Below are 16,796 nucleotides of genomic sequence, written 5' to 3'. Positions count from 1 at the left end.
AGAATTGCCTCTGAATGTTCCAATGCAGGAAATGTATTCGTAATCATTCGCTGTCTATCACGGTCTGAAGGCTGTAATCCTCCAGCGGGATATCAGGCTCCAGGCCAAGCGCCAGCTTCGCCAATTGACAGCCGATGAAGGGTCCCATTGTAAGTCCTGAAGCCCCCAGCCCGTTGGCGGCCAGCAGGCCCTCCCATCCGGGGACGGCTCCGATAACCGGTAGATAACCTGGGGTAAACGGACGGAATCCGACCCTTATTTCACGATAGATTCCCTCAGATAGTCCTGGAGCCACCTCCAGCCCCTTGTTCAGAATCTCCTGCATTCCTCCTGCGGTCACTCTTGTATTATATCCTGCGATATTATTCTCATGAGTCGCTCCAATGACAATCTGTCCCCCGGCAAAAGCAAGCAGGTATTGATCACTCGGCGGAATCACTACCGGCCACTCTTCCGTATTCTGTTGGTCTGCCACCTCCAGGTGCATGATCTGCCCCTTCTGGTAGCTGACCTTGAAGTCCAAGCCAAGCGGGCGGAGAAGGGAGTTCGCCCAGGCACCTGCGCAGACGATCACTTCATCCGCCGGAAGGATGTCGCCACCTACCGTTACTCCGGTTACCCGTCCGGGTTCAACATGAAGCGCAGCATCCCCGCCCAGCAGCACGGCGCCCTGCCGCTGCGCTGAACGCAGCAGTGCATCCCGCAAGGCGCGGCCGTCTACCCGCGCAGCTCCGCTGATATGAACCGAGGCAACCCCTTCGGCCAGCAGAGGGAAGCGTGCACGGGTCTCCTCTGCAGTCAGCCTCGTAATCTCACCGATCTCCGGGGCGTCTGCCAGCCGCATCCGGGCCCGTTCTTCTATTTTGCCGAGCTTGCCTTCGTCCGTATGTATACTTAGCGCACCAACCCGGGCATAACCGGTATGTGTTTCGCCGCCCTGCATCAGCTCCCCGATCAGTTCCGGGTAGAAACGCGCTCCCGCCTTCGCCAGCCGGTACCAGGCCTGATTGCGCCGCTGGGAGAGCCAGGGGCAGATGATGCCTGCGGCTGCATCCGTAGCCTGTCCGGGATCTTGGCGGTCCACCACCACGACCTCAGCTCCCCGCTTCGCCAACTGGTAGGCGGTGGATGCCCCGAGGATTCCGGCTCCGATCACAATTATTTTGCTCATATGTAATGTCCGCCCTTTCTGTACGCCTGAATCAGTGAATAGTGTTCTTCGCCAAGAATTCAAGGATGGTCTCATTCACGAGAACCGGCTGTTCTCTCAGCATATGCGGACGGTGGCTTGCTCCCTGCACAATCAGTGTACTGGAATTCTTCATCAGCGAAGCCAGCCTAGCTGTCTTCTCCGGGCCGGCAAAAGGATCATGCTCGCCTGAAATCAGCAGTGCCGGACAATCAATTCCGCTTAATTGTGCCTCAGTAAGATCCGGGTAGTGCACCCAGTCCTGTACAGTATGCCGCAAATACTCCTGCCAGTTCCCCTGATGGGCCTCCTGATGGCGCTGGATCATCTGATTAATGAAGGCCTGTTGCCCGCTGGCCAGCAGCCGCTCCGGCTCATATTCCTCCGCTCCCTGCGGTTCGCAACAACCGCTGGTTCCTATTGCCGTCAGCGTAGCCACCCGCTCCGGATGATTCACGGCCAGATACAGACCTACCCCTGCTCCCATGCTGTACCCGACAAGATGTGCCTGCTGCATGTTCATCCGTTCCATGAATTCTGCTATATCCTCAGCAATTTGCGGTGTAGACCAATTCAGACTGCTGCTCCTGGTTCTGCCATGGCCCCTGAGATCGGGGAAATAGCAGGCATACCGGTTCTGGAAATCTAGCAGCTGGCTGCTGAATGCCAGTATACTGCGGGAATAATGACTGTGCAAGAAAATAACGGGCTCTCCGGTTCCCATCAGTTCATAGAACAGGTCTAAATCATTCAACTTCAGATAAGGCATACTAATCCATTCCTCTCTCCTATGATTTCAAACCTAGCCTGTTACAGGCAAAAACCCCCGGAACATCCATTCCAGGGGAAACTGTCAGGCCGCTATAGATTCAGTTCGTCCATCCGCTGTTCCAGCTTAGGGAACACACGGAGCGCATTATTGTAGAAGACATCCTCCCAGTGGGCTTCCGGGACCAGATGCTTCACAAAGGGGATGTAAGCCGCAAGCGGAACCAGCGGCCAATCGGTCCCGAAGACAAGACGGTCGTACTTCTCGGCGAACACAATCGCCCGGCGAAAGTGATCGGTATACGTCTGCTCGGTCATCAGCCGGTCCACCTTCGCCTGATCCCCAACGATCCAGCCGGACAAGTCGGTGTACAGGTTCGGGTTCTTTTCCAATAGGGCTGCGGTGTCCATCACCCAGGGATCTCCCAGATGGCAGAGCATGAAGGTGATGTCCCGGTGCTTCAGGAAGGTCTCCTCCATGGACAGCGGATGGGAATACTTGAGCAGTCCCTGATCCGCATAGGTCAGTCCGCCATGAATGACAACCGGCAGATGATAGGCCGCTGCCAGCCGGTAGACCGGATCATAAATAGGATCCCCCACGTTGAAGTGGTAGTATCCGGCATACAGCTTGATGCCCACAACATCCGGCCGCTGTAAGGACGCTTCCAGCGCTTCCAGCTGGCCCTCCAGATGAAGGGTAAGCGGGTTGATTCCAACACAGGTGAACAGATTCTCCGGGAGGCTTCCCTCCAGATCAAGCAGCATGGGATTAAGCGCCTCTGAATCCGGAAAAGCACCGGCAACCGTCTCGGTCACTCCCATGCCTACACCAGCCACAACCCCGCTGCGGCGGAACTCCTCCAGAAGCCCCCTGCCGGTATAGTCAATGTTCGCCAGGGTCTCAGCGGTATCATGGAAGGCGGCGATATTGGAATAATGCACATGTGCGTCAATAATTCTCATCCGTAGCTTCCTTTCTGTTCCTTACTTCTTGAACCGGACCGACAGCAGATCGGCGTAAGCCTGCACCGGGATCTGCAAATCCGATATCAGATAGAATTGGGGCTTGCTGAACCGTTCTTCACCGTCCTGCAGATGCAGGTACTCCTCAGTATAGGTCAAAATGGCATCAGCATTCACCATTAGAGATGCTGAGAGATGTTCAGGGGGTACTGCCAGCGTGAGGTGCTCCTTCCGCTCTCTTGCACCAAGCTGGAGCAGTCCGTTTCCGCTCTTGGCGCCCGCTTGAATTCCTCCAGCCTTGTATACAATATCTTCTCCGCTACTGTTCTTCACATAGAATCTGCCGTCCCGGACCTCAGAACCGGCCTGATAGAAGGTTGAGGTCTCCAGATTCAGCGGGTACAGCGGCTGGCCTGTATTCTGTTCCACACGCACTGTGCAGGCAAGCACAGGAACACCCGGAAGCAGCATGAAATATTGATGCAGGACAAGTCCCCGGTATTGCTCGTTCTTCTGAATAGTAACACTTACCCGGATGCCTGACCAGCGGTTGCCCTTATCATCCGTAAGTTCAGCGAAATCAGCCGCAGCCTCTTCTTCCATCAGACTGCGTAGTGTTACATCTCCTACCCCGGTAACAATTCCACCCACCCACGGGTTCCACCAGGATTTGGCTACCGGCTGCGGGAATGAAGAATCCAGCCATTCCTGGTCCTTGTACACCAGCGAGAATAGGCCTGGGGAGAAGTCAGGGCTGGCCTGTATGCGCAGAACCCCGTTGTCAGCGGCCAGAACCCTGGACCCGCTTACTTCCAGTGTATCCTGCCGGATTGTCCCGTCCTGGACAGGCAAGACCAGGAAGGTCCGCTCCTGTTCGGCGTTCTCCATATCCAAATGCACGGTAAGCACATCCGGTTCCGGATGATCCGGGCGGGCCAGCGGCAGAGCCGCTTCTGTAAGCTTCTCCTCTCCGTTCAGTTCAAGCCGGGCCTCCTGAGTGTTCCCCTTAATCGAAGACACATGGACTTCACCCTCCAGATAGCTCATCTTCTGCTCCTGCAGTATAAGCTCGGGCGGGCCGCTAATAAACGGATTGCCGTTGTTCAGGCTCACTTCGAGCGGCTGCCCGGCCTTCAGCTCCTCAGCACCGTTGCCCTTGTTCAGCGCATATGCACGGAAATCCTGCCAGCGGTCCCAGGTGCCCAGCGCAACCCGCAGCGGCCGGGTCACCGCCTGGCTTCCCGCCGGAATCCGCCCCAGCGAATGTTCAACGGCGTGCAGCCAGGATTCCTGAATCAGCTCTAATTCCGCAGGCCAACTTATGCCCCTCGGCGTCTCACCCTTCGCGAAGATCCAGTTCTCCGTAAATTTATTTCCTTCCCAATAGTCCAGGTCAGAGGCTTCCTCTCCTGAGCTCAGGTCCACATATTTGCCGTTATACGGGATCACCCCGCCATGCAGCCCGAACTGGAAGCTGTCCTTCAAGATCAGTTCCTCCTGCTGATCGGTGTCCAGCGAATTGTGAACGCTGTAATGCCTAGAGATCAGGCCGTTATTCAGCAGGGTCACCACCATGGTCAGCCTCAGACCTTCCCGGGTGCTGATATCATAGACCGCTTCAAGCCGTATGGCCTCCTGCTCATGGTGTATCTTAACCTCCAGCGGAGCGAACTTCTTGAACTCATCCGTATAGGGGCGGCCGAACTTCGGATAAGGCAGTGTCACGGCCGTCTTACGTCCTTCGCGCAAGTACAGCTTGTGGCTGAATTTGTCCAGCACAGCCGCATACCGTCCGCTGCAGATGATCCAGCCCTCCTCCGTCTTACCGCCAAAGACTGCATCGGCGCCCGGCAGCACCAGGCTCAGCTCCTGCTCCAGAACGAAAGCTTCGCCGCTCTCCTCCAGCCGGCGGATGCCCACGTTGTGATGCCAGATGCCATGAGCCAGCAGCTTCGCTTGCACCTTAACCGTCCTCCGGCTTCCGGCCGGAACCTCTACGGTAATCCGGTTCTGTGCGAACGCCAGAATTCTGTCCTCCGGCAGCTCAAAGACAAACTTAGCTCCATCACTATACTTGTTCTCGACCGTCACATCCAGTTCCACCTCTTCACCCGTAAAGACCGCCCGTTCCGGCAGCCGGAGCTTCACCTTGACCGGGTATTTGGGCTTCACGCCAAGCTTGAAGACAGCAGGCAGGCCGTTGATCAGCAGCTCCGCCTCAACAACAGGATGAGTCTGGTAGACATTCTGCTCCTCCTCCACCGGATGAATGAAGAAGCGGCCCTCGATCCGCGCCTCAGCATCAACCTCAAGCGATTCCTCCAGCTCATAGCGGATCTGCGCATTGCTTATGCCGGTCACCTGTAGCGACAGGGGCTTCCCGCTTTTGTTAACCGCCTCATAAACCACCGGATATTCCGCACCAAAGGGCCGCTCATGTTCACCGGGAATGGTTACCTGAATCCGGTAATCCTCCGTCTCGATCAGGCGCAGTCCGCGGCCGGTCCGCTCGTACTCCATGCGCAGCGACACTCCGTCCTTCTGCCATTCATATGTAAAATAGTCAAACCCGCTCTCACCGTGGCCGTCAGGCTTGACTTCAATCTTGCGGATACTGTCGTTATACCAGTCTATCTTCTCAAAATAAGCGCTTACGGCAGCAGTCTGAAGCACCGAAGGAATGAAGTTCATCAGGTGGGTGGTATCATCCCGCTTTTCCCAGAAGAACCCGCTCTTCTTGTAGGTGGGAACCGCCTTCACATTACCAGGCCAGGTATACAGATCCAGCCGCGGCCAGCCGAGCTTAATCGTCTCCTCCACAGCACGGCGGACCAGCCGCTTGCCCACCTTGCGTCCATGGTAATCCGGCCTCACATTCAGCAGCGGAATATAGAGCGCCCCGGTATCCTCTCTGTAATGGGAGAAGCTGCAATACCCGATCACTTCTCCCCCGGCTACGGCCAGGAACAGCTTAAGCAGCGGATTAATCTCATGTTCGCGAATTACACTTTCCTCTGTCTGGTAGGAGCTGTCCCCGCCCCAGCTCTGGGAGCTGGCGTTCCACATCTCGGCGATGGAAGCGGCGTGGCGTTCGGGCACGTATTCTTCGATGATGATGTCGTTTGAATCAGACATTGCAGGCAGACCTCCTCGGATCACTGATATTCTTGCAGAATAGAATAACTGACAAACTATAACTACTTGCAGTATATAACAGATCATTTAACCGTTGTAAGATCCTCTTTAGTTATAAAATGAATATTACCTATCCATCCTCCATACTCAGATAAAAGTCAGCTTGGAACCGACCAGATAGCCAATCGACACAAACAGCAGCGACCACAGGAACGCTCCGGCGACCGTCACCAGCAGATACTTTTTGAACGACATGGCACTGATGCCGGAGACGTAGCTGGTCACATGCCGGATGCCGGGTACGAAGTAAGCGATGAAGATCGTCCAGTTTCCGAACCGGAAAAACCAGCGTTTGACACTGGCGAATCTTTTCGGGGTCAGCCCCACCCACTTCCCGTACCGGTCGACTACCGGCTGTCCAACCCGTAGACCAATCGTGTAGCTGATCAGCATGCCTGTGATAGAGCCTATGAAGCACACCAGGACCGAGAGAGAGTAATCCAGCACCATTGTGGAGGACAAATAGCCGACGAATAGCGTCAGGAGCTCATCCGGGACAGGAAGTCCCAGAAGCCCCAGCGCCAGCAGCGCAAAAATCGCTATATATCCGTATTGTGAGATCATCTCAATGACCCATGGCATGATGGTTCACTTCCTGTTAACGAGATTTTTGATAGACGGGAACGGGACTCTGCTAATCATCAGCATAGACAGCAGGCCCATAATCAGGACGATCAGCTCCGGCTTCAGCCGGTCGCTGGTCAGTGCAACCACCGACAGAATCACGCCGGCGGCTGTAATCGGCATTCCGGTGAATCCCTTGGAGGGAGCCGAGATATTGAACCGGGCCAGGCGCAGCGCGCCGCAGATCAGGAATCCGACGGCAGCCGCCGTCCCGATCCCCTGCACATTCTCCAGCCGGTGGAACAGAATCAGGAAGGCCGGGGCGATGCCGAAGGAGATAATATCCGCGAGCGAATCGAGCTGTTTGCCGAAATCACTGATGCAGTGCAGCATCCGGGCCAGCAAACCGTCCATAACGTCGCATAGAGCCGCCAGCAGAATCATAAATAAAGCAAGATGATAACGTTCTTGAATGGTGAATAGCAGCGAGAATGAGCCGAGACCCAGGTTCCCCAGCGTGCACATTGAAGGCAGCCAGTTCCATTTCATGCTGGTTCACTCCTTTTCTGACAAAATAATAACGGACGCATTAGCCGGTAAACGTAATATTGAAGCAAACGCCATCCGCGGTGTTGCTCACTGTATAGCGGCAGCCGTGCATATCCAGAATCTGCTTCGCGATCGAGAGGCCGAGTCCGGTCCCTCCGGTCAGGCGGCTGCGGGATGGCTCGATCCGGTAGAACCGCTCCCAGATATGCGGAAGCTGATCCTCGGGGATCTGCTCCCCGGTGTTATAAACAGAGAATAAAAGATCCTTAGCCTGGCTCACCAGCATAACGGTTATAGTGCTGCCTTCCTCGGCGTGCCTGATTGCATTGGTCAGCAGATTACTGATCACATTCTCTATCCAGGTCTCATCCGCATAGACAGGCTGTTCATTCGCAGGAATCACGACTACATCCAGCTGTTTGGCCTGCAGGGGATGAATCAGCTTATCCGCAACCTTCTCCGTCAACTCACTCAGCATGAAGGAGGTGCGGCGCAGCTTGATCGTGCCCGATTCCAGCCGGGCCAGATCCAGCATGTCCCTGACCAGGAACTCCATCTTGTCGGCTTCCTCGATAATGACTTTAATATAATGGTCCTGCTTACCGGCGCTTACCCCGTCCTCCAGCCCTTCGGCGAAGCCCTTGATAATGCTGAGGGGGGTCTTTAATTCATGAGACGCGCTGGCAAAAAACTCCTGCTGCATCTGCTCCAGCTTCTTCTTCTGCTCCATCTCTTCCACCAGCTGCTGATTCGTCTCGCGAAGCTCGCTGAGCGCAGCATCCAGGCTCTGCGACAAGGTGAGCATGCTTCGGGACAGGTGCCCCAGCTCATCCTTCGAACGGATGGACGCATGTCCGCTGAAGTCGAGCGCCACCATCCGCTTGGCGGTATTATTGAGCCTGATCAGCGGGCGGGTCACCATCTTGGAGTAAAAGAGGGAGAGAATCAGAATCAGCACGAATCCGCCCATGCCCAGGTATAGAAAGAACCAGCGCAGCGCCGCATTGGAATCTCTGATATCCTGCATCGAGGTTACCGTGAACAGCAGCTCAATCTCCCCGCCCGCCCGCTCAACAGGCATGATCAGGACCGAATTGCGGATGCCGCTCCAGGGGGCGGTCCATTCCTCTTGGATGCTATCCAGATTACGCAGCTTCGCGAGCTGCTCCGGAGTCAGCGGGAACCACTCCTCCATGGCCTCATACAGGATGCCCTGCCGCGGATTCCAAATCTTCAGGTCGGGCAGCACCAGCTCGGTGACGGTCCCGGCAATGGAGGCTTCTCCGTCTTCAGCCTCATCGCCAACAGGAGGCTTCCCTTGCTTGGTGATAGCGAACGGATAGAAAATATTACCGAGTGCACTCTCATCTGTGAAATGCTCTCCCACCACCTTGACCTGATCATTTACCTTCAGATTGGCCTCCCGGAGCATATCCCCGTACTGGTTCATGAACAACGACATCGGGACCACCTGTACTTTACCCGACTCATCCATCACCCTCATGCGGAACGGATCTTCAGACTTCATCCGGCCGTCCAGCCTTAAGATCACCATCTGCGTCTTGTTGCGCATCATGAACCGCACCTGCTCACGGGAGGTGCGGGTCCGGCTCCAGGCCTCGTTTGTATAGCTGGTTCTAAAGCTTTTGAGCTGCTTCTCGACGCGCGCCTCTTTCTGGTTCTGATAGAATCTGTCAAAGAACAGGAACTGGCCCAGAATCACCATGCCGTAAAAGCACACAAAGAAGATCACGGTCATCACAAACAGCTTGAAGGTAATCCCCCATCTTTTCATTCCTCGTCCTCGAATCTGTAGCCCGTGCCGATAACGGTACGGATGAAGCGGGATTCATAGCCCAGCTTGCTGCGCAATTTCTTGATATGGCTGTCCACTACCCGCGAATCCCCCTCGAATTCAATGCCCCACACACGGCTCAGGATCGTATCTCTCGAAATGACCGTTCCTTTGTTGCGGATCAGTAGCCACAAGAGGTCGTATTCCTTCGGAGTCAGCTCCACATCAGAGCCTTCGACCTCCAGCCGGTGCGCCAGCGTATTAAAGATCGCCGTGCCGAAGCTCACCACCCCGGATTCCGGCTCATGAGCCCCTTCTACCCGTTTCATCAGCGCGTTGGCCCGGGCAACCAGCACCTTGGGGCTGAACGGCTTGGTGACATAGTCATCGGCCCCAAGCTCAAAGCCGTGGATCTTGTCGTCATCGGCAGATTTGGCGGTCAATAGGATAATCGGAGTAGCCGATTTCCGGCGGATCTCCCGGCATACCTCGAACCCGTCCATCTTGGGCATCATAATATCGAGAATCAGCAGATCCGGCAGCAGCGAATCGAACCAGAGCAGCGCATCCTGACCATTGTCCGCTTCGCGCACCTCCCAGCCGTCCCGGATGAAATAGTCCGAGACCAGCTCCCGGATCCGCAGCTCATCTTCGACAAGCAGCAATTTTTTCTTCAATAGAACTCCCTGCTTTCCAAGCGTTTATATCTCACATCATAGTCTAGTGTTATGTCCTTTATGTGTCCTGATCAATCTTGCGGAGTAATAAGGCTGATAATATTAGCATTATCGGCTTCTTCTAATAGAAACAGAACATATTCGCAAAGAAAATTAAGATCTGGCCGTTTGGAAGAAATTGCACTGACGGGGGGGACTGACAAACATTTATGCCGCACACCCTAGCCCGAGTTCGAATTCTGATCGGTTTTCCGATTACATTGGGCCACGGGCCATCGCCTGTGTTTGGGCACAATGTATGCTGTTTTCCACATACATCCGGCCCGCGCATCCCCCGCCATCGCAAGCAGAAACGGCTATGCCGTCCTTTTTAAGGACGGTATCGTTTCAGCGAGAAATATAAGGATAAGTTATCGTGTGCAACATATAAATTCTGATATTTTCAAAAAAGAGCAGCGCGCTGCGCTGCTCTCTGTTACCCGGCTTGAATCGCCTGCTTGAACTGGCTGTTGTACAGCTCATTATAGATGCCTTCCAGCGCCAGCAGCTCCCCGTGGCTGCCCTGCTCGGCGATTTGCCCGCCTTGGATGACCAGAATGCGGTCGGCGTCCCGGATGGTGCTGAGCCGGTGCGCGATCACGAAGCTGGTCCGGCCCTTCATCAGCGTGCGCATTGCCTGCTGGATATGCATCTCCGTCCGCGTATCCACGCTGCTGGTAGCCTCATCGAGGATGAGGATGGCCGGATCAGCCAGGATGGCCCGGGCAATCGTCAGGAGCTGGCGCTGGCCGTGGCTTAAGGTTGTGCCTTCCGTCCCCAGCACCGTATCATAGCCCTGCGGCAGCCGCGCGATGAACCCGCTGACATTGGCCAGGACGGCCGCCTCTTCCACCTCGCGGTCGGTCGCATCCAGCCGCCCGAAACGGATATTCTCACGAATGGTACCCGAGAAGACATGCGCGTCCTGCAGCACCATGCCGAGCTGGCGCCGCAGCTCATTTTTGTTCATGGCCCGGATATCTCTGCCATCCACCAGCACCTCTCCGCCGTTCACCTCATAGAAGCGGGTCAGCAGATTAACGATAGTGGTCTTCCCGGCCCCGGTCGGTCCGACCAGAGCGATCATCTCGCCAGGCTGTGCCGTGAAGCTGACTCCGCTTAGGATCGGCGCATCAGGCTGATAGCCGAAGACGACCTCGCGGAAGACCACCTCACCGCATATTCTGTCCAGCCGCTGCGGCTGCTCCCCGCTGTATTCCGAAGGCATATCCATCACTTCGAACACACGCTCCGCCCCGGCGATGGCTGACTGGATCAGATTGTACTGATTCGCCAGCTCCGAGACCGGACGGCTGAATTGCTTGGCATAGTTCAGGACGCTGACTATGATGCCTACGGTGACCATCCCGTGGTAGGCCATCCATCCGCCGATGCCTGCGATCAGCGCGAAGTTAAGATTGCTGAGCATATTCATGACCGGGCCGACCAGGCCGGATACAATCTGTGCCTTGATGCTGGCGTTATTCAGCTCGCCGCTGATCCCGCGGAATCTGGCAACCTCCGTCTGCTCCCTTCGGTACTGCTTGATTACCTTCTGCCCGCTGACTGCTTCTTCAATGAAGCCGTTGAGCTCCCCCAGATGCTGCTGCTGATTCTTGAAGTAGAGCCGGCTTAACCCGGTAATTTTGCGGCTGGCCAGTACGACCAGCGGAACCGTTATAAGAGCGACAAGCGTCAGGGGAATATTAAGCACCAGCATAATAACCAACGAGCCGCTGAGCATGATCACGCTGTTCAGCAGTTGGGTCACACTCTGATTCAGTGAATTCGAGACGTTGTCAATATCATTGGTAGCCCGGCTCATCAGTTCACCGCTGGCATGAGTATCGAAGAAGCCCACCGGCAGCTCCTGATATTTCGCGAACAGATCCCGCCGCAGCTCATATACTGTCCGCTGCGATACGGATGTCATCACGTAAGCCTGTACCCAGGAGACTGCGCTCCCGAGCAGGTAAATCCCGCCCAGCAGCATACAGAACCGTACGAGCAGGCCGTAATCACGGGGAATAATGGCTGAATCGATCGCCTTACCCAGCAAATAGGGGCCAATCAGCGCCAGAACGGCATTCAGTATAGTAAATATGTAGACCATCAGGAGCCCTGTCCGCTGGCGGTTCAGATAGGACCAGATCCGGCCAACTGTAGCTCTGCTGTTCTTCGCACGAATCTTAGGCACAGCGCTTCCCCGTACAGGAGGGCCGCCGGGGCGTCCGGGCGGCTGCGCACCATTAGGATGACTGGACATATGGCTCCTCCTCTCCCTTCTGCTGGGACTGACGGATATCCCGGTAGATCTCGCTGCCTGCCATCAGCTCTGTATGAGTGCCCTGGGCCGCGATCCGGCCGTTCTCCAGAATCAGGATACGGTCTGCATCGATGATGGAGGACACGCGCTGGGCAATCATCACCACCGTGCAATCTGTAAGCTCGGTCTTCAGCAGCGTACGGATGCGTGCTTCGGTCACCGCATCAAGGGCGCTGGTGCTGTCATCCAGAATCAGGATCGCCGGGCGGATCAGCAGTGCACGGGCAATCGACAGGCGCTGCTTCTGTCCGCCCGACAGGTTGACGCCCCGCTGCCCAAGCAGAGTATCGTATCCTTGCGGCAGGGCGGAGATGAACCCGTGTGCTTCGGCAGCAACCGCCGCCTGCTCCACTTCTTCATCCGTGGCCTCCGGGCAGCCGTACCGGATGTTGTCCCTGATGCTGCCGCTGAAGAGCAGAGACTGCTGCATCACGAAGCCGATCCGGCCGCGCAGATGTCCGAGACTAATCTGCCGGATGTCCGTGCCGTCAATTTTCACAGCACCTGACAACACCTCATAGAACCTTGGAATCAGACTGACCAGCGTTGATTTCCCGGAGCCGGTGGCCCCAAGAATAGCAACCGTCTCCCCGGGGCGGGCGGTGAAGCTGATCTCCTCCAGCACCAGATTCTGATCCCCGCGGTTATATGCAAAGGAGACATTCTCAAATTCAACCTCTCCGAGTGTAATCACGCCTTGCTCCGCTGAAGGAGGATCGGTAATCTCACTCTCCGTCGCGAATACTTCATTCACCCGGTCCCCCGATACCTTGGCCCGCGACACGAAGGCCAGCATATTGCTCATCATCATCATCGACATCAGCAATTGGGTAACGTAGTTAATGAATGCAATAAGTTCACCGACCGGAAGCTTACCGCTCCAGTTCTGCAGCCCGCCGAACCAGAGGACAGCAATAATACTGGCGTTCAGGATCAGCATCATCAGCGGCATATTCAGTGCCATCAGACGGATGGCCCGGATACCGGTATCTGTATAGTCCGTATTGGCGCCATCGAAGCGCTTCTGCTCATGGCCTGCGCGCACGAAGGCCTTAATCACACGGATGCCGGACAGATTCTCCTGCAGCACATTGCTCACGCCATCCAGCTTCTCCTGCATCCGGGCAAACAGCGGGAAGGATAGCTTAATCAATACGTACAGCAGGATGAACAGCAGCGGCACCGCAGCCAGCAGAACCGTTGCCAGCGAGGGACTGATCGAGATGGCCATCACCAGACTGCCGATCAGCAGCAGCGGGGAGCGGATGAAGTTCCGCAGGATCATCTGTACGAAGGTCTGCAATTGCACGACATCATTCGTCAGCCGGGTGATCAGCGAGCCTGTTTTTAGCCGGTCGAGATTGCGGTTCGAGAAGGTCTGGATATGCTCAAACAGCTTGATCCGCAGATCATTACCGAAATGCTGTGAAGCCAGACTTGTAAAATAAGCACAGCCCACTCCGCCAACCATACCCGCAATGGCTATACCAAGCATGATTCCGCCAGTCTTCAGAATATGCGGCAGATTATTCGTCATCAGCCCCTTATCCACAATACTGGCCATAAGCGCCGGCTGCAGCAGGTCCATGGCAACCTCAACAACCATTAATAATGGGGCAAGCACACACCAGAGTGCATATGGCTTCATGAACCCCCTAAGCTTCCACATTCGTTCACCTTCATCTCATCTGTCATAACATCGGTTCAGGGTAAAGTGGTGATTTTATCCTCTACCATCGTTCTCGGCTTCGCCGCCGGAACCTCCAGCGGATAGCCAACGGCGAGAATAGCGACGACATCGTGCTCCTCCGGCACGCCCAGTACCTTACGGCCCAGCGCGCTTGCACCCAGCGAAGACCAGAACACTCCAGCTCCCGCCTCATGGGCTGCCAGCATGAAGTTCTGGATATAACAGGAGACCGCCATGATGTTCTCATCACGCGCCATAGCGTTATCCGCAGGCTTCGATAACACTCCAATCAGAAGAGGGGCTCCGCCGAAATCGGTCTTATGGTTCAGAGCCGCCCGGGTTTCGGGTCCAATCAGCAGCAGCTCCCAGGGCTCATTCATCCGGTGGTTTGGCGCGTAGCTTGCCGCTTCCAGCCAAGTATTCAGCTCTTGCTCAGGGATCGGGTCAGGCTTGAAGGCCTTAATCGTTCTTCTTGTCCGGATGGTGTCCAGAATTGTCATAGTTCATATCCACTCCTTCAGATGTAATGTCTTGTTCCCCGGTGTGACCGGCATTCTGTATACAATTGTATACGCTTATCTTTTGAATTCCAATGTAAATCCTAATTCAGGAGATTTCCAGTGCATTACCACACAGGCAAAAAGCCTGCGCAGCTCTGCAGGGGCAGAGGCTTCACAGGCTTTTTGCTGGTTGTTAGGCTGTCTCTCTCATTCCATCATCGCCGTGCGGACAGCCACAATCAGCATATCCATATGCCGGGCATATCGCAGCAGATAGTGTACAAGACTTGGAGCAAGCAGACTGCGCAGCAGGGGCTTGCGTGACTGGCCGATAATCACTTGTGTTGTCTGCATCTCATTCATCCGCTGGAGCAGATGCTTATACAGATGCCTGCGGCTGCCTGCCTCCGTGATATCCATCACCCCGCCCAGCCGTTCCGTCAGATGCCTTAACGTATCCAGGCGTTTCTGCTCTTCAGCCGTCCTGAGGCGGGCACATTGCACATAATGCACATGCCATTCCGCCTTCAGGCGGTGTGCGATACGGAAGCCGCGGCGGATGAGCTGCTCAGCCTGCGGCCCGGTGTCTACGCAGACGAAGATGACCTCGCGCCTGCTCCAGGGGCCGCGCAGGACCGGCTCCCGCTCCCAGGCCTCCAGCCGCTCATCCACATCATCGGCAATCTCACGGAGTGCCAGCTCGCGCAGCGCAATCAGATTGCCGATGCGGAAGAAGGATTCCAGCGCCTGGCTGACCTTCTCCTGCGCGTAAATTTTCCCCTCCCGCATCCGCTGCTGCAGCATCTGCGGGGTCACATCGATCAGCTCGACCTCACTGGCCAGACGCAGAATCGCATCCGGGACCGTCTCACGCACCCGCACTCCGGTTAACTGCTCCACAGCATCGTTCAGGCTCTCCAGATGCTGCACATTCACGGTCGTAATGACAGAGATTCCATGCTCCAGCAGCCGGAGGACATCCTCATAACGCTTGCGGTTGCAGCTCCCGGGGATGTTGGTATGGGCCAGCTCATCCACCAGCACTACCTCAGGGTGTCTGGCAAGAATGGCATCCGTATCCATCTCCGTCAGTACCGCCGACTGATAGGCCACCTGTGCCCTGGGGATCACCGGCAGGCTGCCCGTCTGCTGCCGGGTCTCTTCCCTGCCATGTGTCTCCAGCAGCCCGATGACCACATCGATTCCCCGGCTGAGCAGCAAATTGCCTTCCTGGAGCATTTTGTAGGTCTTGCCGACTCCGGGCGCAGCGCCGATATACACCTTGAAGGCGCCCCGCCGGATATGCTCGATCTGCTGCTCCAGCTCCCGCCCGGTCAGGCGGTGGAACGGCTCCTGCACGGCCTCCGGAGCCGGACGGACCGGGAGAATCCGTTCGCCGTCCTGCTCGGCGCGGTCGGCCATCAGGAACACATCGATATTGCGCGTCCGCCGCAGAACCCGGCTGGCAATGGAGCCCTGCCATTTCTCCTGCCAGCGGCTTTTCTGGGAATGGCCCATCACAATTCGGGTTACATTGTTACGGGTAGCGTAGCGTACGAGCGTAGCGGGCAGCAGCCGCAGGCGGACGACCTCCAGCTCCTCGAATCGCGCCTGGATACGCTCCGTCAGCTTCAGAATTGAACGCTTGAACACCTGCTGGTCCTTGGTCAGCGCGCGGCCGCGCAGGAGGAAGGTAACGATCAGCAGGTCGCCGTTCAGCCGCTTGGCGATCTGCTGGCCCCTGCGGATATAGAGCGAGCCGTTCCAGTGATACTGGGCTGATACAAGAATCCGCTCCGTTGCGCCGGAGGGGCCGATCAGCCCTTCTGCTTCGCGGTGCTTTTCCAGCGAATCATTGACTCCCTCCGCCATCAGCCGCAGCGACACCTCGCGCAGCACGCCCAGATTGCCCCGGCGGGACAATGCGGGATGGGCGCCCTTCCCCAGCACGCCCTCCTCCATCCGCTTCAGGATCGTCTCCGGCGAAACATCGATCAGGCGCACCTCATCGGCGGATTCCAGCGTATTCAGCGGAACCGTCTCCTCCGCCCGGATGCCGGTCATCTCATAGATTTGCTCGCCGACACCAGCCAGCTCATAGACATTAATCGTTGTGATCACACTGATGCCCTGATCCAGGAGGTAACGGATGTCCTCCAGACGTGTCGGGAACCTGGCCTCTTCACGGTTACGGTGCGCCAGACCGTCCACCAGCAGCACCTCAGGATTGCGCTCCACAATGGCTTCTAGCGGCAGATCCTTTTGTTCCATACCGTCCCTGGTCCAGTGAATGCTGGGCACCCGCTCCAGATCGCCGAGCTGCTGGACAGTCTCCGCCCGGCCCATTGTTGAGACGGCACAGATGACGACATCAATCCCCTGGCGCTTCAGCAGCTTGCCTTCCTCCAGCATATGATAGGTTTTGCCCGAGCCGCTGACCGAGCCGATAATGATCTTCAGCCGCCCCCGCTGGAGCTGGTAGATCGAATATAAGATGTCCTCCGGGGACTTGCGTTTATAGGGTGGCACCGGCTCACC

12 protein-coding genes are annotated in these 16,796 nt (G+C 56.3%); all 12 read right to left on the bottom strand.

From position 1 onward, the window contains the following. Positions 1-43: 43 nt before the first annotated feature. Positions 44-1,171, bottom strand: coding sequence for an NAD(P)/FAD-dependent oxidoreductase (locus tag K1558_RS26485; RefSeq protein ID WP_238654970.1), 1,128 nt, complete (start codon positions 1,169-1,171; stop codon positions 44-46). Between the two features lie 31 nt (positions 1,172-1,202). After that, positions 1,203-1,958 (bottom strand): alpha/beta fold hydrolase, encoded by a 756-nt coding sequence (locus K1558_RS26480; RefSeq protein WP_238654969.1) that lies wholly within the window; start codon positions 1,956-1,958, stop codon positions 1,203-1,205. Between the two features lie 92 nt (positions 1,959-2,050). Continuing rightward, the gene (locus K1558_RS26475) at positions 2,051-2,923 is read right to left on the bottom strand and encodes an amidohydrolase family protein (protein ID WP_238654968.1); all 873 of its coding nucleotides are present in this window, start codon (positions 2,921-2,923) and stop codon (positions 2,051-2,053) included. Positions 2,924-2,944: 21 nt separating this feature from the next. Beyond that, positions 2,945-6,058 carry a GNAT family N-acetyltransferase gene (locus K1558_RS26470; RefSeq protein WP_238654967.1) on the bottom strand — a complete coding sequence of 1,038 codons (3,114 nt, stop codon included), beginning with the start codon at positions 6,056-6,058 and terminating at the stop codon, positions 2,945-2,947. Positions 6,059-6,205: 147 nt separating this feature from the next. Beyond that, positions 6,206-6,700 (bottom strand): DedA family protein, encoded by a 495-nt coding sequence (locus K1558_RS26465; RefSeq protein WP_238654966.1) that lies wholly within the window; start codon positions 6,698-6,700, stop codon positions 6,206-6,208. Between the two features lie 6 nt (positions 6,701-6,706). Beyond that, entirely contained in the window at positions 6,707-7,231 is a 525-nt protein-coding gene (gene pssA / locus K1558_RS26460; RefSeq protein WP_238654965.1) for a CDP-diacylglycerol--serine O-phosphatidyltransferase, read from the bottom strand. 40 nt (positions 7,232-7,271) lie between these two features. Next, positions 7,272-9,026 carry a sensor histidine kinase gene (locus tag K1558_RS26455; protein ID WP_238654964.1) on the bottom strand — a complete coding sequence of 585 codons (1,755 nt, stop codon included), beginning with the start codon at positions 9,024-9,026 and terminating at the stop codon, positions 7,272-7,274. Further along, complete coding sequence (locus K1558_RS26450; protein ID WP_238654963.1) at positions 9,023-9,703, bottom strand: response regulator transcription factor; 681 nt, start codon at positions 9,701-9,703, stop codon at positions 9,023-9,025. Before K1558_RS26450 ends, K1558_RS26455 begins: the two co-directional genes overlap by 4 nt. Before the next feature lie 475 nt (positions 9,704-10,178). Next, positions 10,179-12,008, bottom strand: a complete 1,830-nt coding sequence (locus tag K1558_RS26445; RefSeq protein WP_238654962.1) for an ABC transporter ATP-binding protein — start codon at positions 12,006-12,008, stop codon at positions 10,179-10,181. After that, a complete protein-coding gene (locus K1558_RS26440) occupies positions 11,992-13,737 on the bottom strand; it encodes an ABC transporter ATP-binding protein (protein WP_238654961.1) in 1,746 nt (581 codons plus the stop codon). Before K1558_RS26440 ends, K1558_RS26445 begins: the two co-directional genes overlap by 17 nt. Positions 13,738-13,772: 35 nt before the next feature. Further along, positions 13,773-14,258, bottom strand: a complete 486-nt coding sequence (locus tag K1558_RS26435; protein ID WP_238654960.1) for a nitroreductase family protein — start codon at positions 14,256-14,258, stop codon at positions 13,773-13,775. 207 nt (positions 14,259-14,465) lie between these two features. Beyond that, the gene (locus K1558_RS26430) at positions 14,466-16,787 is read right to left on the bottom strand and encodes a histidine kinase (RefSeq protein WP_238654959.1); all 2,322 of its coding nucleotides are present in this window, start codon (positions 16,785-16,787) and stop codon (positions 14,466-14,468) included. Between the last annotated feature and the right edge of the window lie 9 nt (positions 16,788-16,796).

This window comes from Paenibacillus piscarius (assembly GCF_022234545.1).
GTDB lineage: Bacteria > Bacillota > Bacilli > Paenibacillales > Paenibacillaceae > Paenibacillus_AQ > Paenibacillus_AQ piscarius.
This window is presented reverse-complemented; position numbering and strand designations above follow the sequence as displayed.